Origin of the sequence: Streptomyces albidicamelliae (assembly GCF_025642175.1) — a bacterium.
GTDB lineage: Bacteria > Actinomycetota > Actinomycetes > Streptomycetales > Streptomycetaceae > Streptomyces > Streptomyces albidocamelliae.
The window spans coordinates 433,825-450,547 of sequence record NZ_CP106795.1; the positions used below are offsets into that span (position 1 = coordinate 433,825).

Here is a 16,723-nt window from a genome sequence, read left to right on the forward strand (position 1 = left end):
GTCCGGTCCCCGTCTCAGACCGGCTCGGGTACGACGGCGACGGGGCAGTCCGCGTGGTGGAGCGCCCCCTGGGCGACCCGGCCCAGCTGCTGCCCGAAATGGCCTTGGCGGCGCCGGGCGCCGACGACGAGCAGGTCGGCTCCGTGCGCGGCGGCCGGCAGGACGTCCTGGGCGCGGCCCTCGACCGTACGGTGTCGCGCCCCCGGGAAGGCCGGAGAGTCGTGCAGGGCCTGCTCCACGAGGTCCATGGCCTGTCGCTCCTGCGGCCGGGCCGGCCCGTCGGCGGTCGGCGGATGTGCGTGCGGCGCGTACGGGTGCCGTCGGCGCCACGCCCGTACGGCCTCCAGCGGGACCCCGCGCAGCAGGGACTCCTCGGCCGCGAACCGCACGGCGGCCGAGCCCGCGGGGCTGTCGCCCACCCCCAGGACGATCCGGCGCGGGCGGCCCTGGCCGGCCTGGTTCGCGGGCAGCACGATCACCGGGCAGTGGGCGTGGCCGGCCACCGCGACGCCGACCGAGCCGAGAAGCGCCTCGGCCATGCCGCTGCGGCCACGACGGCCGAGGACCAGCAGGAGGGCGCAGCGGCTCTCCCGGGTCAGGGCGTACTCCGGCTCCTCGGGCAGCACGTCGGTGAAGACCTTGACGCCGGGCTGCCGGCGGTGGGCGCGCCGTTCCGCGGCCCCGACCACGTCCTCGGCCATCAGCTCCTCGGAGGGCTCCTCGGTGTCGGCGGCGGGGGAAACGCCCTCGTAGCGCTCCCACAGCGAGGCGTGCACCAGGCGGAGCGAGGCGCCGCGCAGGGCGGCCTCGTCGGCGGCCCAGTCCACCGCGCGCAGGCTCGGCTCGGAGCCGTCGACGCCGACGACCAGCGGAAGGTCCAGGGGTTCGCCGAAGGCATGTGCGGATGCTGCGCTCATGGCTTCTCACTCCTCGGGGCCGGTCATCCGTGCGCGACGACCGCGACGGGCGCGGCGATGTGGTGGAGGGCGGCCTGGGTGACGTGACCGATGTGGGAGCCGAACAGGCCCGTGCGCACACGCCGGCCGACGACCACCAGCGAGGCGTCGTGGGAGGCGGCGACGAGGACCTGTGCGGCGCTGCCGGACCGGCTCGCCTCGATCACCTCGACGTCGGGGAACTTCTGCCGCCACGGATGGAGCGTCTTGGTCAGCAGGGCCGCCTGCCCGCGTTCGAGCGAGTCGTGGACGTCGACGTCACCGGGAACGTCGTCCGGATCGTGGAAGGAGGTCGGCGGCTCGGGCCAGGCGTGGACCGCCCGCAGGGGCGCTCGGCGGCGTGCGGCGGCGTCGAAGGCGAACTCCATGAGCGTGCCGTCCGGGCGGTCGAGGTCGAGGCCGAGGACCACGGGCCGGAAGGGCGCCGCCGCGGAGGGCACGCCCGCCGGGTCCGGTCGGTGTTCGTCGGCGGCCCCCTCCCCCGCGCGCACCAGCACCACCGGGCGCTCGGCGCGGGCGACGACCGCGAGGGCGACCGAGCCGACGAGGTGGCCGCCGAGCCGGCCGAGGCCTCGCGAACCCAGTACCAGCAGCTCGGCGTGGCCCGCGACCTCGCACAGGACGTCGGACACGGTCCCGGTGAGCACTTCGGCGGTCACGTCGAGGCCGGGGTGGCGGAGCCGGATGCCCTCGGCGGACTCCTGTGCCGTCCGCTCGGCCCACTGCCGGTACCTCTCCAGGTCCAGCAGCGGTGTCCGGGCCACCCTCCTGGGCGACGGCTCCAGGACGAGCACGATCTTGAGAGGCAGACGGCGCAGAAGCGCCTCGCGGGCCGCCCACTCGGCCGCGGCCCGGCTCTCGGGCGCGTCGTCGAGGCCCACGGTGACGGTCGGCGCCATGGTCTCCACCTCCCGGGTCGGCGTCCGACACCAGCGTGGCGCCCGGGCGGGCGGCGGGATCAGGGGCCACACGGCCCCATCGGGGCCGATCGGCCCGCCGTGGCGCGGAAGCCGGCGGGCGGGGCGGGGGCCGGGCGGCCCATGGCACCTTCCGGGTTCTCGGCCCACCCTGGAAGGAGCCGGACATCGTCGAGGCGCTTGTGGAGTGACCATGCACGGCTTCCCGCACATCGTCAGTGACGTGATGACCTTGACGGTCGCCGCCGTCGGCCGCCGGGCCCCGTTCAAGGAGGTCGTGCATCTGATGCAGGACTGGCGGGTCAGCGCCCTGCCCGTGATCGAGGGTGAGGGCCGGGTGGTCGGCGTGGTGTCCGAGGCCGACCTGCTGCCGAAGGAGGAATTGCGGGACGGCCCCGACCGGGCGTATCTGGAGCTGCGCCGGCCCGTCGACGTGGCGAAGGCCGATGCCCTCACCGCCGGGGACCTCATGTCGTCGCCCGCCGTGACGGTCCACGCCGACGCCACCCTCGCCGAGGCCGCGCGGGTGATGGCGCGCGCGGGCGTCAAGAGGCTGCCGGTGGTGGACGACGACGACATGCTGGCCGGTGTGGTCAGCCGCGCCGACCTGCTGAAGGTGTTCCTGCGCGACGACGAGGACATCGCCGAGGAGGTACGGCGCGAGGTCGCGGTGTACCTCTTCCCGCCGCCGGCGTCGGCCGTGCGGGTGGAGGTGCACGACGGGGTCGTGACGCTGACCGGCAGGATCCGCGACACCGCCCTCGTCCCCGTGGCGGCGCGGCTGGTCAGGGCCGTCGAAGGGGTGGTGGACGTGGAGTTCGACCTGGCCCACGACAGGGTGGCGCACTAGCCGCGCGGCGACTGCGGCGCCGACGGGCCGCGGCCACGGGGTGACGGGGGCCGGTCGGCCCTGGTGCCACCGGCACCGACCGGCGATGATCGGTCCGCAAGGGGCAGTCGGCAGGCTGTCGTCGTCCGCGAAACGTGGGATCGCCATGACCGAGACGCGCGTCTTCAGCGAGCAGCACCCGATCCGTGTGTTCCTGCTCGACGACCACGAGGTGGTGCGGCGCGGCCTGTCGGACCTTCTCGACGCCGAACCGGACATCTCCGTGGTCGGCGACGCGGACACCGCCGAGCACGCCCTCGCCCGGGGCCCGGCGCTGCGCCCCGACGTGGCCGTCCTCGACGTGCGCCTGCCGGACGGCGACGGCATCTCGGTCTGCCGGGAACTGCGCGACCGGATGCCCGGGCTGGCGTGTCTGATGCTGACCTCGTTCGACGACGAGGAGGCGCTGCTGGACGCGATCATGGCCGGCGCGGCCGGATACGTCCTGAAGCAGATCAAGGGCTCGGACCTGGTGTCGGCGGTGCGCACGGTGGCGTCGGGGCAGTCGATGCTCGATCCGGCGACGACCGCCCGGCTGATGCGCTCCCTGCGCACGGACCCGGCCGCGGCCCCGTCGCTGCCTCCGGAGCTGGCCGGCCTCTCGCCGCGGGAGCGGGACATCCTCGCACTCATCGGTGACGGTCTGACCAACCGTGAGATCGGCAAGCGGCTGTTCCTGTCGGAGAAGACCGTCAAGAACCACATCTCGCGGCTGCTGGCCAAACTCGGCGTGCAGCGCCGGGTCCAGGCGGCGGTCCTCGCCTCCCAGCTGGACACCCACCAAGCCGACCCGCACGACGTACGGCGCGTTGGTGACGCCCATCAGGCGCGGGACCGCATGTCCCGGTGACCGCTATTTGAGGCCGCTGAGCATGACGCCGCGGATGTAGTACTTCTGCAGCAGCAGGAAGAGGACCAGGACCGGCAGGATGCTCAGGACGAGGCCCGCCATGACGATGGGCATCGTGCGGGTGGGGTCGACGTAGTCCTGGAGGAGCTGGATGCCGACGGGGAGTGTCATCACGTCCGGGTTGGCCGTCGACACCAGCAGGGCCCAGATGTACTCGTTCCAGGCGTCCACGAAGGTCAGCAGTCCGAGTGTCACCATGACCGGTTTGGTCTGCGGCACCACGATCCGCCACCACACGGTGAACTCCCCGGCACCGTCGATGCGGGCCGCCTCCAGCACCTCGTCCGGGATGGCGACCATGAACTGCCGCATCAGGAAGATCCCGAAGCCGTTGACGAGGAACGGCACGGACAGCGCCACGATGCTGACGGTGAGCCCGGCGCCGCCGCGGCCCAAGAGGTCGTTGCCGCCCGCCAGCGGCCAGTGCACCAGGATCAGGAAGTGCGGGACGAAGAAGAGGAACGGCGGGAACATCATCGTCGACAGCACGAGCCGGAAGACGAAGTCCCGTCCGGGGAAGTGCAGTTTGGCCAGCGCGTAGCCGGCGAGCGACGAGGTGAGCAGGACCGAGCCGGTGATCACGGCGGTCGCGACGACGCTGTTGCGGAAGAGCACCGGCAGGTCGAGCTGGTCGACCGCCGCACGGTAGTTGGACAGGTCGAAGGCCTCGGGCAGGAAGTGGTACGGCAGCGTGCCGGACTCACCGGGCCCCTTGAAGGACGTCATCACCATGTCGAGGAACGGCACCACCGTGAGCACGGCGCCGGTCACGACCAGCAGGTAGGAGAACCAGGGGAACCGGCGGCGGGTCATGCGTCCTCTCCCTTGCGCCTGAAGATCCACAGCTGCACCAGGGTGACCGCGAGGACCACCACGAACAGCACGAAGGCGGCGGCGCTCGCGGTGCCCCAGTCGCCGTACGAGAAGGCCTGCCGGTACATCTCCAGCGCGGCCACGTTGGTGGCGTCCCCCGGGCCGCCCTTGGTCATCACGATGATCAGCGCGAACGACTGCAGGCCGGTGAGGAACTGGGTGACGCACACGAACAGCAGGGAGGGGCGCAGCAGCGGCAGCGTGATCTTCCACCAGACGGTGACGGGTCCGGCCCCGTCGAGAGCGGCGGCCTCGTAGTACGACTCGGGGACGGACTTCAGTCCGGCGGTCAGGACGAGGATCGCCGAGCCCACCGAGGCCCACGCCTGGACGACGACGACCGAGGGCAGGGCGGTGTCGGGGTCCTGGAGGAAGGCCACCGAGCCGAGACCGAGGGCGTTGAGGACGCCGTTGACCAGACCGCCCGGCTCGTACATGTACTTCCACACGTTGCCGACGGCGACGACGGTGGTGACGATCGGGAGGAAGTACAGGGTGCGCCACAGGCCCTGGAGGCGGAGTTTGTCGATGCAGGTGGCGACGAGCAGGGAGCCGGCGAGGGCGAGGGTCACGGTGCCCAGGGCGAACAGCAGGGTGTTGGTGAGGATCGGTGCCAGGAACGTCGATCCGGCCGCGAAGAGGCCGGTGAAGTTGTCCAGGCCCACCGGATCGATGTCACCGAGGTCGAACCCGGCCCAGCGGGACGTCGACAGCAGCAGCGCGAAGCCGAGCGGCAGGATCAGGAAGACGGCGAAGAACAGCAGCGTCGGCGCCAGGAAGAGGTACGCGACCGTGGCCTGACGGCGTCGGCTCCGGCTGCGGCCGTCGACGGCGGGCTCGGTGGCGGCCGGGGTGTGCGCCGGCCGCCCGGTCGTCTCCGGCGCCAGAGTGTTCACCATGAGCGCGACACCTCCTGGTCGACCTGCCGGCGGGTGGTGCGCAGGGCCTCGTCGACCGACTGCTGGCCGGTCCACAGCGCCTCGATGTTCTTGCGCAGCAGCGACTTGGCCTGCTGGGCGCCAGGGCCGTTCGGCTCGGGCACCGAGTACGCCAGCGCGTCGAGGAAGGGGCGCAGGTTCGGGTCACCGCCCCGGCCGAGGAGGACGTGCATGTCGTCGGCGCGGCCGGTCAGGGACCCGACCGAGACCTGCAGGGAGCTCATCCTGGTCGCTGTCGTGTGTTGTGCGGTGCGGCCCGCGCCCGTCCTGTCGGTGTTGAGCCAGCGCAGGAAGTCCCAGGCTTCCCGGGGGTGTCGGGCCGCGGCGTTGACGCCGAGCATGAAGCCGGTGGAGAGCGTGGCGTTCGTGTCACCGATGCGGGGGACGGGCACGGGTGCGACCCCGACGTCCCGATAGGCCTTGCCCATCAGGGACTTGAGGTTGGCGGTCCACCAGCCGGCGCTGATCACCATGGCCACCTGCCCGGACGCGAACGCCTTGTAGACGTTGATGCCGGGGGCGCTCGCCCCTTCGGCGACGAGGCGGTGCTCCAGATCGAACACGGCCCGGCCGGCGGGCGAGTTGATGGCGGTGCTCCTGCCGTCCGCGGAGACGAAGGTACCGCCGGCGGCGTTGAGCAGGGCGAGTGTCTGGCCGACGGTGGTGGAGTCGTCGTAGGTCGACAGCCCGAAACCCTGGATGAGCGTGTTGCCGTAGCGGTCGCGCACGGCGGTGCGGTGGGCCGTCTCCTCCAACTCCCGCCAGGTGCGCGGAGGACGGGTGATCCCGGCCTCGCGGAGCAGTCGTCTGTTGTAGTAGAGGGCGTACGTCTGCACCTCGGTGGGATAGCCGTAGATCCTGCCCTCGATCGACGCGGAGCGGACGGCGGCCGCTCCGTATCCGCGTCGGATCTCCTCGGCGTGCTCGGGCGGGGCGGGTCGCAGGACGCCTGCCTGGACTAGCTGGCCGTTCCACAGGCAGTAGGGGTGGAGGATGTCGGCGCCCTGCCCGGCGGCCTGCCGGACCATGAACGTGGTCAGGAGGTCGGTGAACTCGACCGCCTCGGTCCGCACCTTGACCCGGTCGTGCGAGGCGTTCCACTCGTCGACCGGGCTCTGCAGAGCTTCCTTGAGCTCTCCGCTCGTGTAGTGGGAGAGGAGGGTGAGGACGATCGGGTCACCGGGACGCCCGGTGCCCCGGTGCGGTGCGGCGCATCCGGCGGTGAGCAGCGCCGAGGGGAGCGCGAGGGCGAAGTGCCGACGGCTCGGGCCGCTGCCGCGGTGTGGTGGTCTCATCGTGCGGCCTCCCGGCGCAAGACGCGGAAGACCCGGGTGGTGGCGAAGCCGCTCTTGCGGTACAGCTGACCCGCCGGGGACCGCTCCCCGGTCCACAGAAACCACGCGGAGTGCGCGCCGCGCGCCCGCATCCGCTCCAGGACCAGGTGGAGCAGGACCTTGCCCAGCCCGGTGCCGCGCGTCTCCTCCAGCACACCGAAGGGACCGAACCGCTCGTCGGCCGATGCGTACGCGCCGTGCATGGCCCAGCCGACGAGGCGGCCCGCCGGGTCCCGGACGCAGACGATCCGGTCGAGCGGCGTTCCCGCGGCCAGGCACTCGCGGATCGCACGGGCCCAGTCGGGGTTGAAGTGGTTCCCGGCGAGCGCGAGCAGTTCCACCAGGTCGTCGTCGGACGGGGTGCCGAACCGGTGGCCCAGTGACCGGAGTTCGTCCAGGCGGAGTGCGACCTCCTCCGGCAGGCGGTAGCCGACCAGGCCGCGGTCCATGGCCGCCGCCTCGTACAGGGTGCGGAAGCCCAGCGACTCGAGGAGCCCGGCGGCCTGCGGATACGTCTCGGCGTCCAGGCCGGGCAGGATGTAGTGCGGGGTGTACGACGAGAAGTCCACCCGGGTACGGCCGTGACCGTGCAGCCAGTCGAGCGCGTCCGTCAGCAGCCGGCGGCCGAGTCCCTGCCCGCGGGCGGCGGGGTCGACGAAGAAGAACGGGATCCAGCCCTGCTCGGGTTCCAGGTCGGTGCCGGTCATCGGCGTCAGGCGGCGCACGGCGTAGGCGGCGCCGACCAGGCGGTCCTCGTGGACGGCGATCCGCAGCCCCTCGGGATCGAAGTTGGCGTCCAGCAGCACCGACGAACGGAAGCGGTCCGGGGTGAGGGGATCGGCGGGGGCACTGCGGCACCACGCCTCCACCAGTCGCGGCCCGTCACCCGCTTGGAAGCCGCGCACCCCGGCCCGGCCGGGCGTGGTGCGGTCGCTCTGCTCGGTCATCGACGGCGTGGTCCTTCCCTGCACGGGCGGCGGGTGTGTCGGGGGCGGGTCGGGCGGTCCCGGGCGACGGGGCGGTGGCGCTCACGTGTAGAGCAGGGCGTCCTCGCCGGCCCACCGGGCGGGCGGCGCGGGCGGATCGCACAGCTTCAGCGGGTCGTCATCCGCGTCGACGGCGCGCCGCAACCGGTCGGATCCCCACAGCAGGTCGATGAAGTGCCGGTGACCGGCGCCTTCCGCGCCGCCACCGGGCGTGTGCCAGGCGAAGTCGTCCGGGTACAGCCGTCGCAGCGTGGCGAGCATGGCGACGGCGGTGCGTACGGGGGCGAAGGTGTCGCGGTCGGTGACGTGGAGCTGGACTCCGCGCAGTGGCCGTCCGGCGTGCTTGTGGAAGGTCGGTACGAACCGCAGGTCGCGGAAGTGCACTCCGGGGAGGGCGAGTTCGGCGAGCGCGGGGGCGAACCCCGCGTCGATGTAGGGGGCTCCGACGGTCTCGAAGGGCTGCGTGGTGCCGCGGCCCTCGGAGAGGTTCGTGCCCTCGAAGAGGCAGGTCCCGGGGTAGACGGTGGCGGTGGCGGTGGTCGGCATGTTCGGCGACGGCGCGACCCACGGCAGCCCGGTGGCCTCCGCGTGCATCGCTCGCCGCCAGCCGATCGCGTCGATCACCGTCAGGTCGGCAGCGGTGCCCGCCGCGTCGAGCACGGCGGAGGTGTTCAAGTACCGCGCGAGTTCGCCGCAGGTGAGCCCGTGCCGGACGGGCACCGGGGCGCGCCCGAGGAAGCCGGCGTACGCCGGGTCCAGCAGCGGGCCCTCGCTGACCAGCCCGCCGAGCGGATTGGGACGGTCGGCGACCACGAACCGTACGCCGGTGCGGGCCGCCGAGACCATCAGGTCGAACATGGTCCACACGTAGGTGTAGAACCTGGCGCCGATGTCCTGGAGGTCGTACACCAGCGCGTCGACACCGCTGCCGATGAGCAGTTTGTCGAGGCGCTCGGCGTCACGGCCGTAGGTGTCGTGAACCGGCAGGCCGGTCGCGGGGTCCGTCCGGACGGCCTCGCTCTCGCCGGCCTGACCGGTTCCGTGCAGTCCGTGTTCGGGGCCGAACAGCGCGACGAGCCGTGCGCCGGCGTCGAGCAGCGCGGGCGCGGCGGTGCGCAGGTCCGGGAGGACGCCGGTGTGATTGGTGACGAGTCCGAGCCGGCCGGGTCCGGCGAGGTCCGGGGACGCGTGCAGTCGTGCGATCCCGGTCGTCACGCCGACGCGGTGGTCCGTGGTCATCCTCTGCCCCCGTCCGCCGGTGACACCTGGAAGCGGTGGTTCTGTAAGCCGGCGCGGTTCCCTGGGGCCGGCATGGTTGCCAGCTCGGAATTCTGCACCGGTTCGCCCCCGTTTGGGGGGAAGCCGGCCACGGAATGTCGCGCGTCGTCCGAGACCGCCCGGCGGCCGCGTGGCGCGCCGGGCGGGGGCGCCGGGGCGGCCGGCGGACCGCAGCCGCCCGGGGCCCGTCGGGCTCACGGTGCGTGCCAGGCCCCCAGCGACGCGGGCATGATCCAGACGACAGGTCCTAAGTCCGCGGCGGCGGCCGCCAGCCGTTGGCCAGGATGCCGAAGAGTTCCTCGACCGCGGCACGACGGTCCTTCTGGCCCTGGGCGAGGGCGGGGACCTCGAGGACGAACCGCGCGAGTGCGGTACAGGCGAGGTTGCCGTGGTCCACGCCGAACTCGTCGGCGACGGCCGCCGCGAGCGTGCCGGTGTGGCGGACCCACATCCGCTCGGCGTACGCGCGCAGCGCCGGGGTGGAGTCGACCAGCTGGTGGAACTGCTCCCGCTGGGGGTGTTCGGCGATCGGCAGCCAGGTGTCGAGCACGTGCCGGCGCAGGGCGTCGAGGACGCTCTCGCCCGCCGCCCGCCCGCGCACCGCGGCGACCAGCCCCTCGTCGGTGCTCTGTTCCCGGTCGAAGACGAGGGCTTCCTTGCCGGTGAAGTGCTTGAACACCGTGGTGGTCGAGACGTCGGCCGCTTCGGCGACGTCGCGGACGCCCACGCTGTCGTAGCCGTGCTCCAGGAAGAGGCGGAGGGCGGCGTCGGCGATCGCTTGCCGGGTGGCCGCCTTCTTGCGTTCGCGGCGGCCGATCGGGGGCTCGGTCATGGGGCGATCCTAGCGGATCACGGCACCAGCAAATTAGTGGTCCCATGCAAAAGGTTTGCCTGTTCCACTTTTTTGCGTACTCTGCTTTCCAGGCGCTCCCCGGTCGTCGGACCGGCCTCCGAGCCGCCGTGCGGTTCCCGTACGGCACCGCATCGAGGAACGCACCCACACACCCACCGCACCGATGAAGGGGCACACCCATGACCTCACCCCACCCCCGCGACGCCCGGATCAGCATCGTCGGAGCCGGCCCCGGCGGGCTGGCCTGCGCCCGCATCCTCCAGCGGCACGGCATCACGGTCACCGTCCACGACCGCGACCCCGGGGCCGACGCCCGCGACCAGGGCGGCACCCTGGACCTGCACGCAGACAACGGCCAGGCGGCCCTGCGCGCGGCGGGCCTGCTCGAGGAGTTCTTCGCCCTGGCAAGGCCCGAAGGACAGGAGATGCGCCGGCTGAGCCCCGCCGGCCCACTCATGGACCATCAGGTCCCGGCACCCGACGAGAGGTTCAAACCGGAGATCGACCGGGGCATACTGCGCGACCTGCTGCTCGGTTCCCTCAGCCCGGGCACCGTGCGCTGGAGCCGCTCCCTGGAACGCGTGAGCGGGCCCGCCGAGGGGCCGCGGCGGCTGTACTTCGCCGACGGCTCCACCATCGAGACGGACCTGGTCATCGGCGCGGACGGCGCCTGGTCCCGGGTGCGTCCGGTCCTCTCGCCCGCCACTCCCCGGTACACCGGCGTGAGCTTCCTGGAGGCCTGGTTCGACGACGTGGAGTCTCGTCACCCGGAGATCGCCGGCCTGGTCGGCCAGGGCGGCGCCCATGCCGCCGACGGTGAGCGAGCCATGTTCGCCCAGCGCAACGGCGGCGACCACATCCGCGTCTACCTCATCCAGCGCGTCCCGGCCGACTGGATCCCCGCGAGCGGACCGACGCGGCAGGACACCGAGCGGATCCGCGCCCTGCTCCTGGAACGCTACGCGCACTGGTCGCCCCGCATGCGCCGGCTGATCACCGACAACGACGGCCCCTATGTCGACCGCCCGATCTTCGCGCTGCCGGTGCCGCACGCCTGGGAGCCGGACCCGGCGGTGACCCTGCTCGGCGACGCCGCCCACCTCATGCCGCCGCTCGGCGTCGGCGTCAACCTCGCCCTGCTCGACGCGAGCGAACTGGCCCTCGCACTCGCGCACGCCTCCAGCGTCGACGACGCCCTGCGCGCCTACGAGAAGACCATGCTCCCCCGTTCGATCGAGACGGCCCGCCTCCTCGACGGCGGGGCGGCGCACCTCCTTGCCGCCGACGGACCCGGCTCCGCCGAGGACGGCCGCCCCCGCACCTGAAAGTGCGGTCGGGAGGCCGATCGGGGTAGTCCGGTCAACCGTCGTCGGCAAGCTTCCGAACAATCGAGGGGAGAGCGGTCAGAAGCCCGCAGTCCGCCGAGACCAAGGAGTGTCATGAAGCTGCGCCCCTCCACCACTCGTGTCCGCCTCGCGGCGATCGCCGGTGCCCTCGTCTTCGCCACCCTCGCGCTGGCGCCCTCCGCCCAGGCGGCCGAACTGGTGACGACCAAGTGGTCCTGCAACGGCGGCCCGGTGTTCACCATCACCACGACACCCCAGGCCACCTCCCTGATCCAGCGGATCTACCCCACCGTCGGCTGCCGCCAGGTCGGCTGACGTCCGGTGCCGCGCGGCGGTCCGCCCACGGCCTGGGCCATGGGCGGACCGACCTCTACCGACGACGTGTGCCGTTGCGTCCCGGTGTCAGGCGCAGCCCGCGGGCACCGGCCGTGACGCGTCGTCGATCAGGGCGGTCTGTGCCGCCTGCAACCGGGACACATCGGGTTTGACCACCTTGCGGTCGTACGTCAGCAGGCCGTTGAGCTCGCCCTCGACGTCCGAGATCTGCGTGTACACCGCGCCGTTGCCGCCGCGGCAGGCGAGCGCGTGGACCTCGGTCAGCTTCTCCAGGTAGTCGTCGGTGTACGTCGTCGGGTCGACATCCACGTAGGACTGCTGGACCGACCAGGCGTGGCCCGGTATGCCGAGGCCCAGGCCGCCGTACTCGCCGCTGACCAGGGCCCGCCGGCCGTCCGGGTGGGGTGGCAGGGCGGGGCTCGGGTAGCCGTGCTCGTCCATGATGTCGCCGGCCCCGCCGTCGGCCCCGAGGTTGAGGCCGGACATGTTGTTGACCAGGCGGGTGGGGTCCCAGGACTTGGCCTGCGAGGCGACGCGGCCGATGTCGTACTGGCCCCAGCCCTCGTTGAACACGACCCACATGACGACGGACGGGCTGCTGATGTGCTCGTCGATCATCTGCTTCATCTCGCGCTCGTACTCGGCGCGTGCCGCGGTGGACGGGTTCACGCCGGCCGTCATCGCCGGCATGTCCTGCCACACCATCAGGCCGAGCCGGTCGGCCCAGTAGAACCAGCGGTCGGGTTCGACCTTGATGTGCTTGCGGACGGAGTTGAAGCCCATCCTCTTGTGCATCTTCAGGTCGTACGCGAGAGCCTCGTCACTGGGCGCGGTGTGCAGGCCGTCCGGCCAGAATCCCTGGTCGAGGGTGGCCATCATGAAGACGGGCTTGCCGTTCAGGACGGTGCGCGGGACGCCGTTCACCTTCCGCACGGAGATGGAGCGCATCCCGAAGTAGCTGCCCACACGGTCCTGGCCGACGCTCACCTTCAGGTCGTAGAGGTACGGGTCGTCCGGAGACCAGAGCCGGGCGTGCGGGATCTTCAGGGTGAGGGGTTCACCGGTGCGTCCGGTCGCCGTGGCCACCTTGCGCTTTCCGGCGTACGCCGTCGCGGTGACCGGGAGGCCGTCGCGGACGCCCCGCGGTTCGACCGTGAGGGTGCCGTCGTCGACGTTCGGGGTGAGTTTCAGCTGGTCCACGTGGTCGGACGCCACGGGCTCCAGCCACACCGTCTGCCAGATGCCGGAGGTCGGGGTGTACCAGATGCCGCTGGGGTCGAGGCGCTGCTTACCGATCGGCGGGTTCTCACCGTTCGCCGCGTCGGTCGGGTCGTGGACGCCGACGATCAGCTCCTGGGTGCGGCCCGGCTTGAGGGCGTCGGTGATGTCGGCGCTGAACTTGTCGTAGCCGCCCTGGTGTTCGGCGACCTTGGTGCCGTTGACGTACACCTCGGCCCGCCAGTCGACGGCACCGAAGTTCAGCTGCAGCCGCCTGCCGTCACCGACCTTCCAGCCGGCCGGGACCGTGAAGGTGCGCCGGTACCACATCCGGTCCTCGTGCCGTTCCAGGCCCGAGAGCTGGGACTCCACCGGATAGGGCACGAGGATCCGCTCGCCGAGGGTGCGGCCCACGGGCGGCTGCTCACCGGCCTTGGCGGCGGCGAACTGCCAGCTGCCGTTGAGGTTCCGCCAGGCGTCGCGGGTGAGCTGGGGCCTCGGGTACTCGCGGTGGGCGTTGGCCGGGGTGACGTCGTCGGCCCACTTGGTGCGCAGCTCGTAGGTGGAGTGGTTGGCGCCGCTGCTCCAGAAGGCGTTGACAACGTTGCCGTCCTGGGAGGCGAGGCTCCCCTCGCCGTCGTAGCGGACGTCCGCCAGACCGGGCGCGGTGCCGGTCTTGTTGCCGACGACCGGCTCCTTCAGCGAGACCAGCAGCGACTTGGGGTCGTCCGGGTCGAGCCGGGCGGCGCCCAGAGGCCACTTCGCGCCGCCGATCACGGCGTCGAGGTGGTCGGTGAGCCCCTTCGCGGGCTTCGCGAGGGTCTGTGCGAAGTCGAGGCGCAGGGTCCGGCCGTCCCGCAGCACGGTGGTGGCGATGGCGCCGTTGTAGGCGTAGCCCTCGGGCAGCAGGAACGCCGACTGCGGTACGGCGGACTTGGCGCCGCCGGGCGGCGTCCAGCGCAGGTGGAGGTTGGAGCCTCCGTAGTGCTCGAAGTACTCCACCTTGATGTCGTAGGCCTTGCCGGCGGTCAGTTCGACGGGGGCGCTGGTCTGTTCACGGTCCCAGTCGTCGACCCAGTGGTCGATGGTGAGCTTGCCGTCGATCCAGAGGCGGAAGCCGTTGTCGCCGGTGATCGAGAAGGTGGTGGCACCGGTCTTCTCCGGCACGATCCGGCCGGTCCAGCGGACGCTGACGTCGTCCGACCGGCCGGTCGCGGAGTTCAGGCGTGACTCCAGGGAGCCGAAGTCGAGCTGCGGGTCGAATCCGGTGGCCTTGAGCTGGGCGAAGTCGAAGGCTCCGGGGGCGGACTGGGTGTAGTACTCGCCCTTGAGGCCGTGGACCTCGGTGCTGTCCGCGGCCGTGGCGTCGGGTACGGCGGCCAGCCCGGCGAGACCCAGGGCGGCGGCGAGCAGAAGGGACAATCGGTGTCGGAGTGGTCGGATGCGCACGGTTCTCCCTTGACTGAGGGGAAGGGTGGCGGCTCACTGCTTCAGTCTGTACAACGTTGGAAGCAACGGCAGTTGGCATGAGAGCACGGCTCCCGGCCGCTGTCCAGGGTCATGACAGGGCTCCGCCCCCCGGAGCTTGAGTCGACGTCGAGGAGTTCCCTTGCGGGTGAGTCTGAAAGACGTGGCCGAACGGGCCGGTGTCTCGATCAAGACCGTGTCGAATGTCGTGAACAACTATCCGCACGTCACACCGGGGATGCGGGCCCGGGTCCAGGAGGCCATCGACGAACTCGGCTACCGGCCCAACCTGACCGCACGGCACCTGCGCAAGGGCCGCACCGGCATCATCGCGCTCGCCGTGCCGGAGCTCGGCAACCCGTACTTCGCGGAGCTGGCGAGCGCGGTCATCGACGCGGCGGCGGAGCACGAGTTCACGGTGCTGCTCGATCACACACGGGGCAGGCGTGAGCAGGAAGTGCTGGTCAGCCAGGGGTTCCGGGCCCGGGTGATCGACGGACTGATCCTGAGCCCGCTGGAGCTGGAGGCCGAGGACCTGCAGGGGCGGTCCGACGACGTGCCGCTCGTGCTGCTCGGCGAGCGCGAGTACGACACCCCGCACGACCACATCGTCATCGACAACGTGACCGCGGCGAGGGTCGCCGTCCGGCATCTGCTCGGCCGGGGCCGTACCCGGATCGCCTACCTGGGCGCCCGGACCGACGCCGCCAACCGGCCCGCCGACCTGCGACTCCTCGGCTGGCGGCAGGAGTTGGCCGCCGCGGGGGTGCCCGCGCCGGACGACCTGGTGGTCCCGGTCGGCGGCTGGGACCGGGACGACGGCGCCCGCGCCATGGCCCAGCTGCTCGACTCGGGGGTGCGGCCCGACGGGGTGTTCGCGCTCAACGACCTGATCGCGATCGGGGCGATGCGGGTGCTGCACGAGCGGGGGTTGCGGGTGCCCTGGGACGTCGCCGTGGTCGGGTTCGACGACATCGCGGAGGGCCGTTTCGGTGCCGTGTCGCTGACCACGATCTCGCCGGACAAGCAGGCCATCGCGCGGATGGCCGTGGCGTCGCTGCTGCGCAGCCTGTCGGGCCGGGGCGAGACGGGCGGACGTGAACTGAGCGCGGAATTCCGGCTGGTGGAGCGGGAGAGCACCCTGGGCCGGCGCTGACGGTGGCGCCGGCGCTGTGGCCTGGAGTTCGAGCGGGAGGGGTTTACACCACTCTTCCAACGATGTAAAAACCTCCCCGAACGACGTGCACATCGAGTTGACCGCAAGAGCCGTCCGACCCCGAGAGCGCTCCCAGTGCGCCGGGGCCACGCCGTTTGGGGACTTTCATGAAGCCCATCGCAGCACAGCGCCGCGTCCACGCGCGGACCCTCCTCACCGCCGGCCTCGTCACGAGCCTGGCCCTCGTGGCCGGATGCGCCAAGTCCGAGGACGACTCCGGCAGCGACAAGGGCGCCTCCCAGAACACCGATTCCGGCCAGGTCGTCGCCTCGCCCAGCGGCGGGTCCGGACCGACCTGCGCCATCGACGCGTACGGCGGCAAGAAGATCGACCTGAAGTCCGCCACCGTCGGCTTCTCCCAGTCCGAGAAGGAGGCCAACCCGTTCCGCATCGCGGAGACCGCCTCGATCAAGGCGGAGGCGAAGAAGCGGGGCGTCCAACTCCTCACCGCCAACGCCCAGTCGCAGTTCTCCAGGCAGATCAGCGACGTCCAGGACCTCATCGCCAAGGGGGCCGACCTGCTGGTCGTCGCCCCGCTCAACTCCGACGGGTGGGAGCCGGTGCTGCGCGCCGCCGCCGCCAAGCACATCCCCATCGTGACCATCGACCGCAAGATCAACGCCACCGCCTGCAAGGACTACGTGAGCTTCATCGGCTCCGACTTCGTCGAGCAGGGCGAACGGGCCGCCGACCAGATGATCGAAGCGACCGGCGGCAAGGGCGAGATCGCCATCCTGCTCGGCGCGGCGGGCAACAACGTCACCACCGAACGCACCAAGGGCTTCGAGGACCGCATCAAGGAGAAGGCGCCCGGACTCAAGATCGTCTTCCGGCAGACCGGGGACTTCGCCCGTGAGAAGGGGCAGTCCGTCACCGAGAACCTCATCCAGTCCAAGCCGGGAATCAAGGGCATCTACGCCGAGAACGACGAGATGGGCCTCGGCGCCGTCAACGCCCTGAAGGGGGCCGGCAAGAAGCCCGGCGAGGTCAAGATCGTGACGATCGACGGCACCCGCAACGCCGTACAGGGCATCGTGGACGGCTGGATCGACGGCGTCGTCGAGTCCAACCCGCGCTTCGGGCCGCTGGCGTTCCAGACCCTGGACACCTTCACCCAGGGCCGGAAGGTGTCCCAGGACATCGTCATCCAGGACAGCTCCTACACCGAGAGCAACGCCAAGTCCGACCTCGGCAAGGCCTACTGAG

At 71.7% G+C, this 16,723-nt stretch carries 15 protein-coding genes; 6 read left to right on the forward strand and 9 right to left on the reverse strand.

Translation table 11 applies throughout. The annotated features are described in order from the left end of the window. Positions 1-14: 14 nt before the first annotated feature. Together N8I86_RS02130 and N8I86_RS02135 are read right to left on the reverse strand one after the other, a co-directional pair. Complete coding sequence (locus N8I86_RS02130; protein WP_073896062.1) at positions 15-917, reverse strand: universal stress protein; 903 nt, start codon at positions 915-917, stop codon at positions 15-17. Positions 918-940: 23 nt separating this feature from the next. Then, entirely contained in the window at positions 941-1,855 is a 915-nt protein-coding gene (locus N8I86_RS02135; protein ID WP_263276915.1) for a universal stress protein, read from the reverse strand. Positions 1,856-2,066: 211 nt separating this feature from the next. On the opposite strand from N8I86_RS02135, the gene N8I86_RS02140 reads away from it, so the two are divergent. Continuing rightward, positions 2,067-2,723, forward strand: a complete 657-nt coding sequence (locus tag N8I86_RS02140; protein ID WP_263276916.1) for a CBS domain-containing protein — start codon at positions 2,067-2,069, stop codon at positions 2,721-2,723. A gap of 145 nt (positions 2,724-2,868) precedes the next feature. After that, on the forward strand, positions 2,869-3,612 hold the full coding sequence (locus tag N8I86_RS02145; RefSeq protein WP_263276917.1) for a response regulator: 744 nt from the start codon (positions 2,869-2,871) through the stop codon (positions 3,610-3,612). Between the two features lie 3 nt (positions 3,613-3,615). Here N8I86_RS02145 and N8I86_RS02150 read toward each other — a convergent pair whose 3' ends face one another. The 6 genes from N8I86_RS02150 to N8I86_RS02175 form a co-directional block, all read right to left on the reverse strand. After that, positions 3,616-4,485, reverse strand: a complete 870-nt coding sequence (locus N8I86_RS02150) for a carbohydrate ABC transporter permease (RefSeq protein WP_073896055.1) — start codon at positions 4,483-4,485, stop codon at positions 3,616-3,618. Further along, the gene (locus N8I86_RS02155; RefSeq protein ID WP_073896053.1) at positions 4,482-5,444 is read right to left on the reverse strand and encodes a carbohydrate ABC transporter permease; all 963 of its coding nucleotides are present in this window, start codon (positions 5,442-5,444) and stop codon (positions 4,482-4,484) included. The genes N8I86_RS02150 and N8I86_RS02155 overlap by 4 nt, the downstream gene beginning before the upstream one ends. Next, positions 5,438-6,778 (reverse strand): ABC transporter substrate-binding protein, encoded by a 1,341-nt coding sequence (locus tag N8I86_RS02160; RefSeq protein WP_263276918.1) that lies wholly within the window; start codon positions 6,776-6,778, stop codon positions 5,438-5,440. Before N8I86_RS02160 ends, N8I86_RS02155 begins: the two co-directional genes overlap by 7 nt. Continuing rightward, positions 6,775-7,764: a GNAT family N-acetyltransferase gene (locus N8I86_RS02165; protein ID WP_263276919.1), complete on the reverse strand. Its 990-nt coding sequence runs from the start codon at positions 7,762-7,764 to the stop codon at positions 6,775-6,777. The genes N8I86_RS02160 and N8I86_RS02165 overlap by 4 nt, the downstream gene beginning before the upstream one ends. Positions 7,765-7,845: 81 nt before the next feature. Then, complete coding sequence (locus tag N8I86_RS02170) at positions 7,846-9,042, reverse strand: exo-beta-N-acetylmuramidase NamZ family protein (protein WP_263276920.1); 1,197 nt, start codon at positions 9,040-9,042, stop codon at positions 7,846-7,848. A gap of 286 nt (positions 9,043-9,328) precedes the next feature. Further along, the gene (locus N8I86_RS02175; protein WP_263276921.1) at positions 9,329-9,913 is read right to left on the reverse strand and encodes a TetR/AcrR family transcriptional regulator; all 585 of its coding nucleotides are present in this window, start codon (positions 9,911-9,913) and stop codon (positions 9,329-9,331) included. Positions 9,914-10,113: 200 nt separating this feature from the next. Between N8I86_RS02175 and N8I86_RS02180 the strand changes: the two genes are divergently transcribed. Then, entirely contained in the window at positions 10,114-11,259 is a 1,146-nt protein-coding gene (locus N8I86_RS02180) for an FAD-dependent oxidoreductase (protein ID WP_263276922.1), read from the forward strand. Positions 11,260-11,373: 114 nt separating this feature from the next. Then, a complete protein-coding gene (locus tag N8I86_RS02185) occupies positions 11,374-11,595 on the forward strand; it encodes a hypothetical protein (RefSeq protein ID WP_073896041.1) in 222 nt (73 codons plus the stop codon). 87 nt (positions 11,596-11,682) lie between these two features. Here N8I86_RS02185 and N8I86_RS02190 read toward each other — a convergent pair whose 3' ends face one another. Beyond that, entirely contained in the window at positions 11,683-14,283 is a 2,601-nt protein-coding gene (locus tag N8I86_RS02190; protein ID WP_263276923.1) for a PA14 domain-containing protein, read from the reverse strand. A gap of 160 nt (positions 14,284-14,443) precedes the next feature. Here N8I86_RS02190 and N8I86_RS02195 point away from each other — a divergent pair, with 160 nt between their 5' ends. Both N8I86_RS02195 and N8I86_RS02200 read left to right on the forward strand, forming a co-directional pair. Further along, positions 14,444-15,457: a LacI family DNA-binding transcriptional regulator gene (locus tag N8I86_RS02195; protein ID WP_093480133.1), complete on the forward strand. Its 1,014-nt coding sequence runs from the start codon at positions 14,444-14,446 to the stop codon at positions 15,455-15,457. Between the two features lie 167 nt (positions 15,458-15,624). Next, on the forward strand, positions 15,625-16,722 hold the full coding sequence (locus N8I86_RS02200) for an ABC transporter substrate-binding protein (protein WP_263276924.1): 1,098 nt from the start codon (positions 15,625-15,627) through the stop codon (positions 16,720-16,722). Position 16,723 lies beyond the last annotated feature (1 nt).

What these genes read in the sequence shown, in the direction of transcription:
- N8I86_RS02180 (WP_263276922.1), top strand. Translation starts at nt 10,114, where the DNA reads ATGACCTCACCCCACCCCCGCGACGCCCGGATCAGCATCGTCGGAGCC.
- N8I86_RS02170 (WP_263276920.1), bottom strand. Translation starts at nt 9,042, where the DNA reads ATGACCACGGACCACCGCGTCGGCGTGACGACCGGGATCGCACGACTG.
- N8I86_RS02135 (WP_263276915.1), bottom strand. Translation starts at nt 1,855, where the DNA reads ATGGCGCCGACCGTCACCGTGGGCCTCGACGACGCGCCCGAGAGCCGG.
- N8I86_RS02140 (WP_263276916.1), top strand. Translation starts at nt 2,067, where the DNA reads ATGCACGGCTTCCCGCACATCGTCAGTGACGTGATGACCTTGACGGTC.
- N8I86_RS02155 (WP_073896053.1), bottom strand. Translation starts at nt 5,444, where the DNA reads ATGGTGAACACTCTGGCGCCGGAGACGACCGGGCGGCCGGCGCACACC.
- N8I86_RS02150 (WP_073896055.1), bottom strand. Translation starts at nt 4,485, where the DNA reads ATGACCCGCCGCCGGTTCCCCTGGTTCTCCTACCTGCTGGTCGTGACC.
- N8I86_RS02160 (WP_263276918.1), bottom strand. Translation starts at nt 6,778, where the DNA reads ATGAGACCACCACACCGCGGCAGCGGCCCGAGCCGTCGGCACTTCGCC.
- N8I86_RS02185 (WP_073896041.1), top strand. Translation starts at nt 11,374, where the DNA reads ATGAAGCTGCGCCCCTCCACCACTCGTGTCCGCCTCGCGGCGATCGCC.
- N8I86_RS02175 (WP_263276921.1), bottom strand. Translation starts at nt 9,913, where the DNA reads ATGACCGAGCCCCCGATCGGCCGCCGCGAACGCAAGAAGGCGGCCACC.
- N8I86_RS02145 (WP_263276917.1), top strand. Translation starts at nt 2,869, where the DNA reads ATGACCGAGACGCGCGTCTTCAGCGAGCAGCACCCGATCCGTGTGTTC.
- N8I86_RS02130 (WP_073896062.1), bottom strand. Translation starts at nt 917, where the DNA reads ATGAGCGCAGCATCCGCACATGCCTTCGGCGAACCCCTGGACCTTCCG.
- N8I86_RS02200 (WP_263276924.1), top strand. Translation starts at nt 15,625, where the DNA reads ATGAAGCCCATCGCAGCACAGCGCCGCGTCCACGCGCGGACCCTCCTC.
- N8I86_RS02165 (WP_263276919.1), bottom strand. Translation starts at nt 7,764, where the DNA reads ATGACCGAGCAGAGCGACCGCACCACGCCCGGCCGGGCCGGGGTGCGC.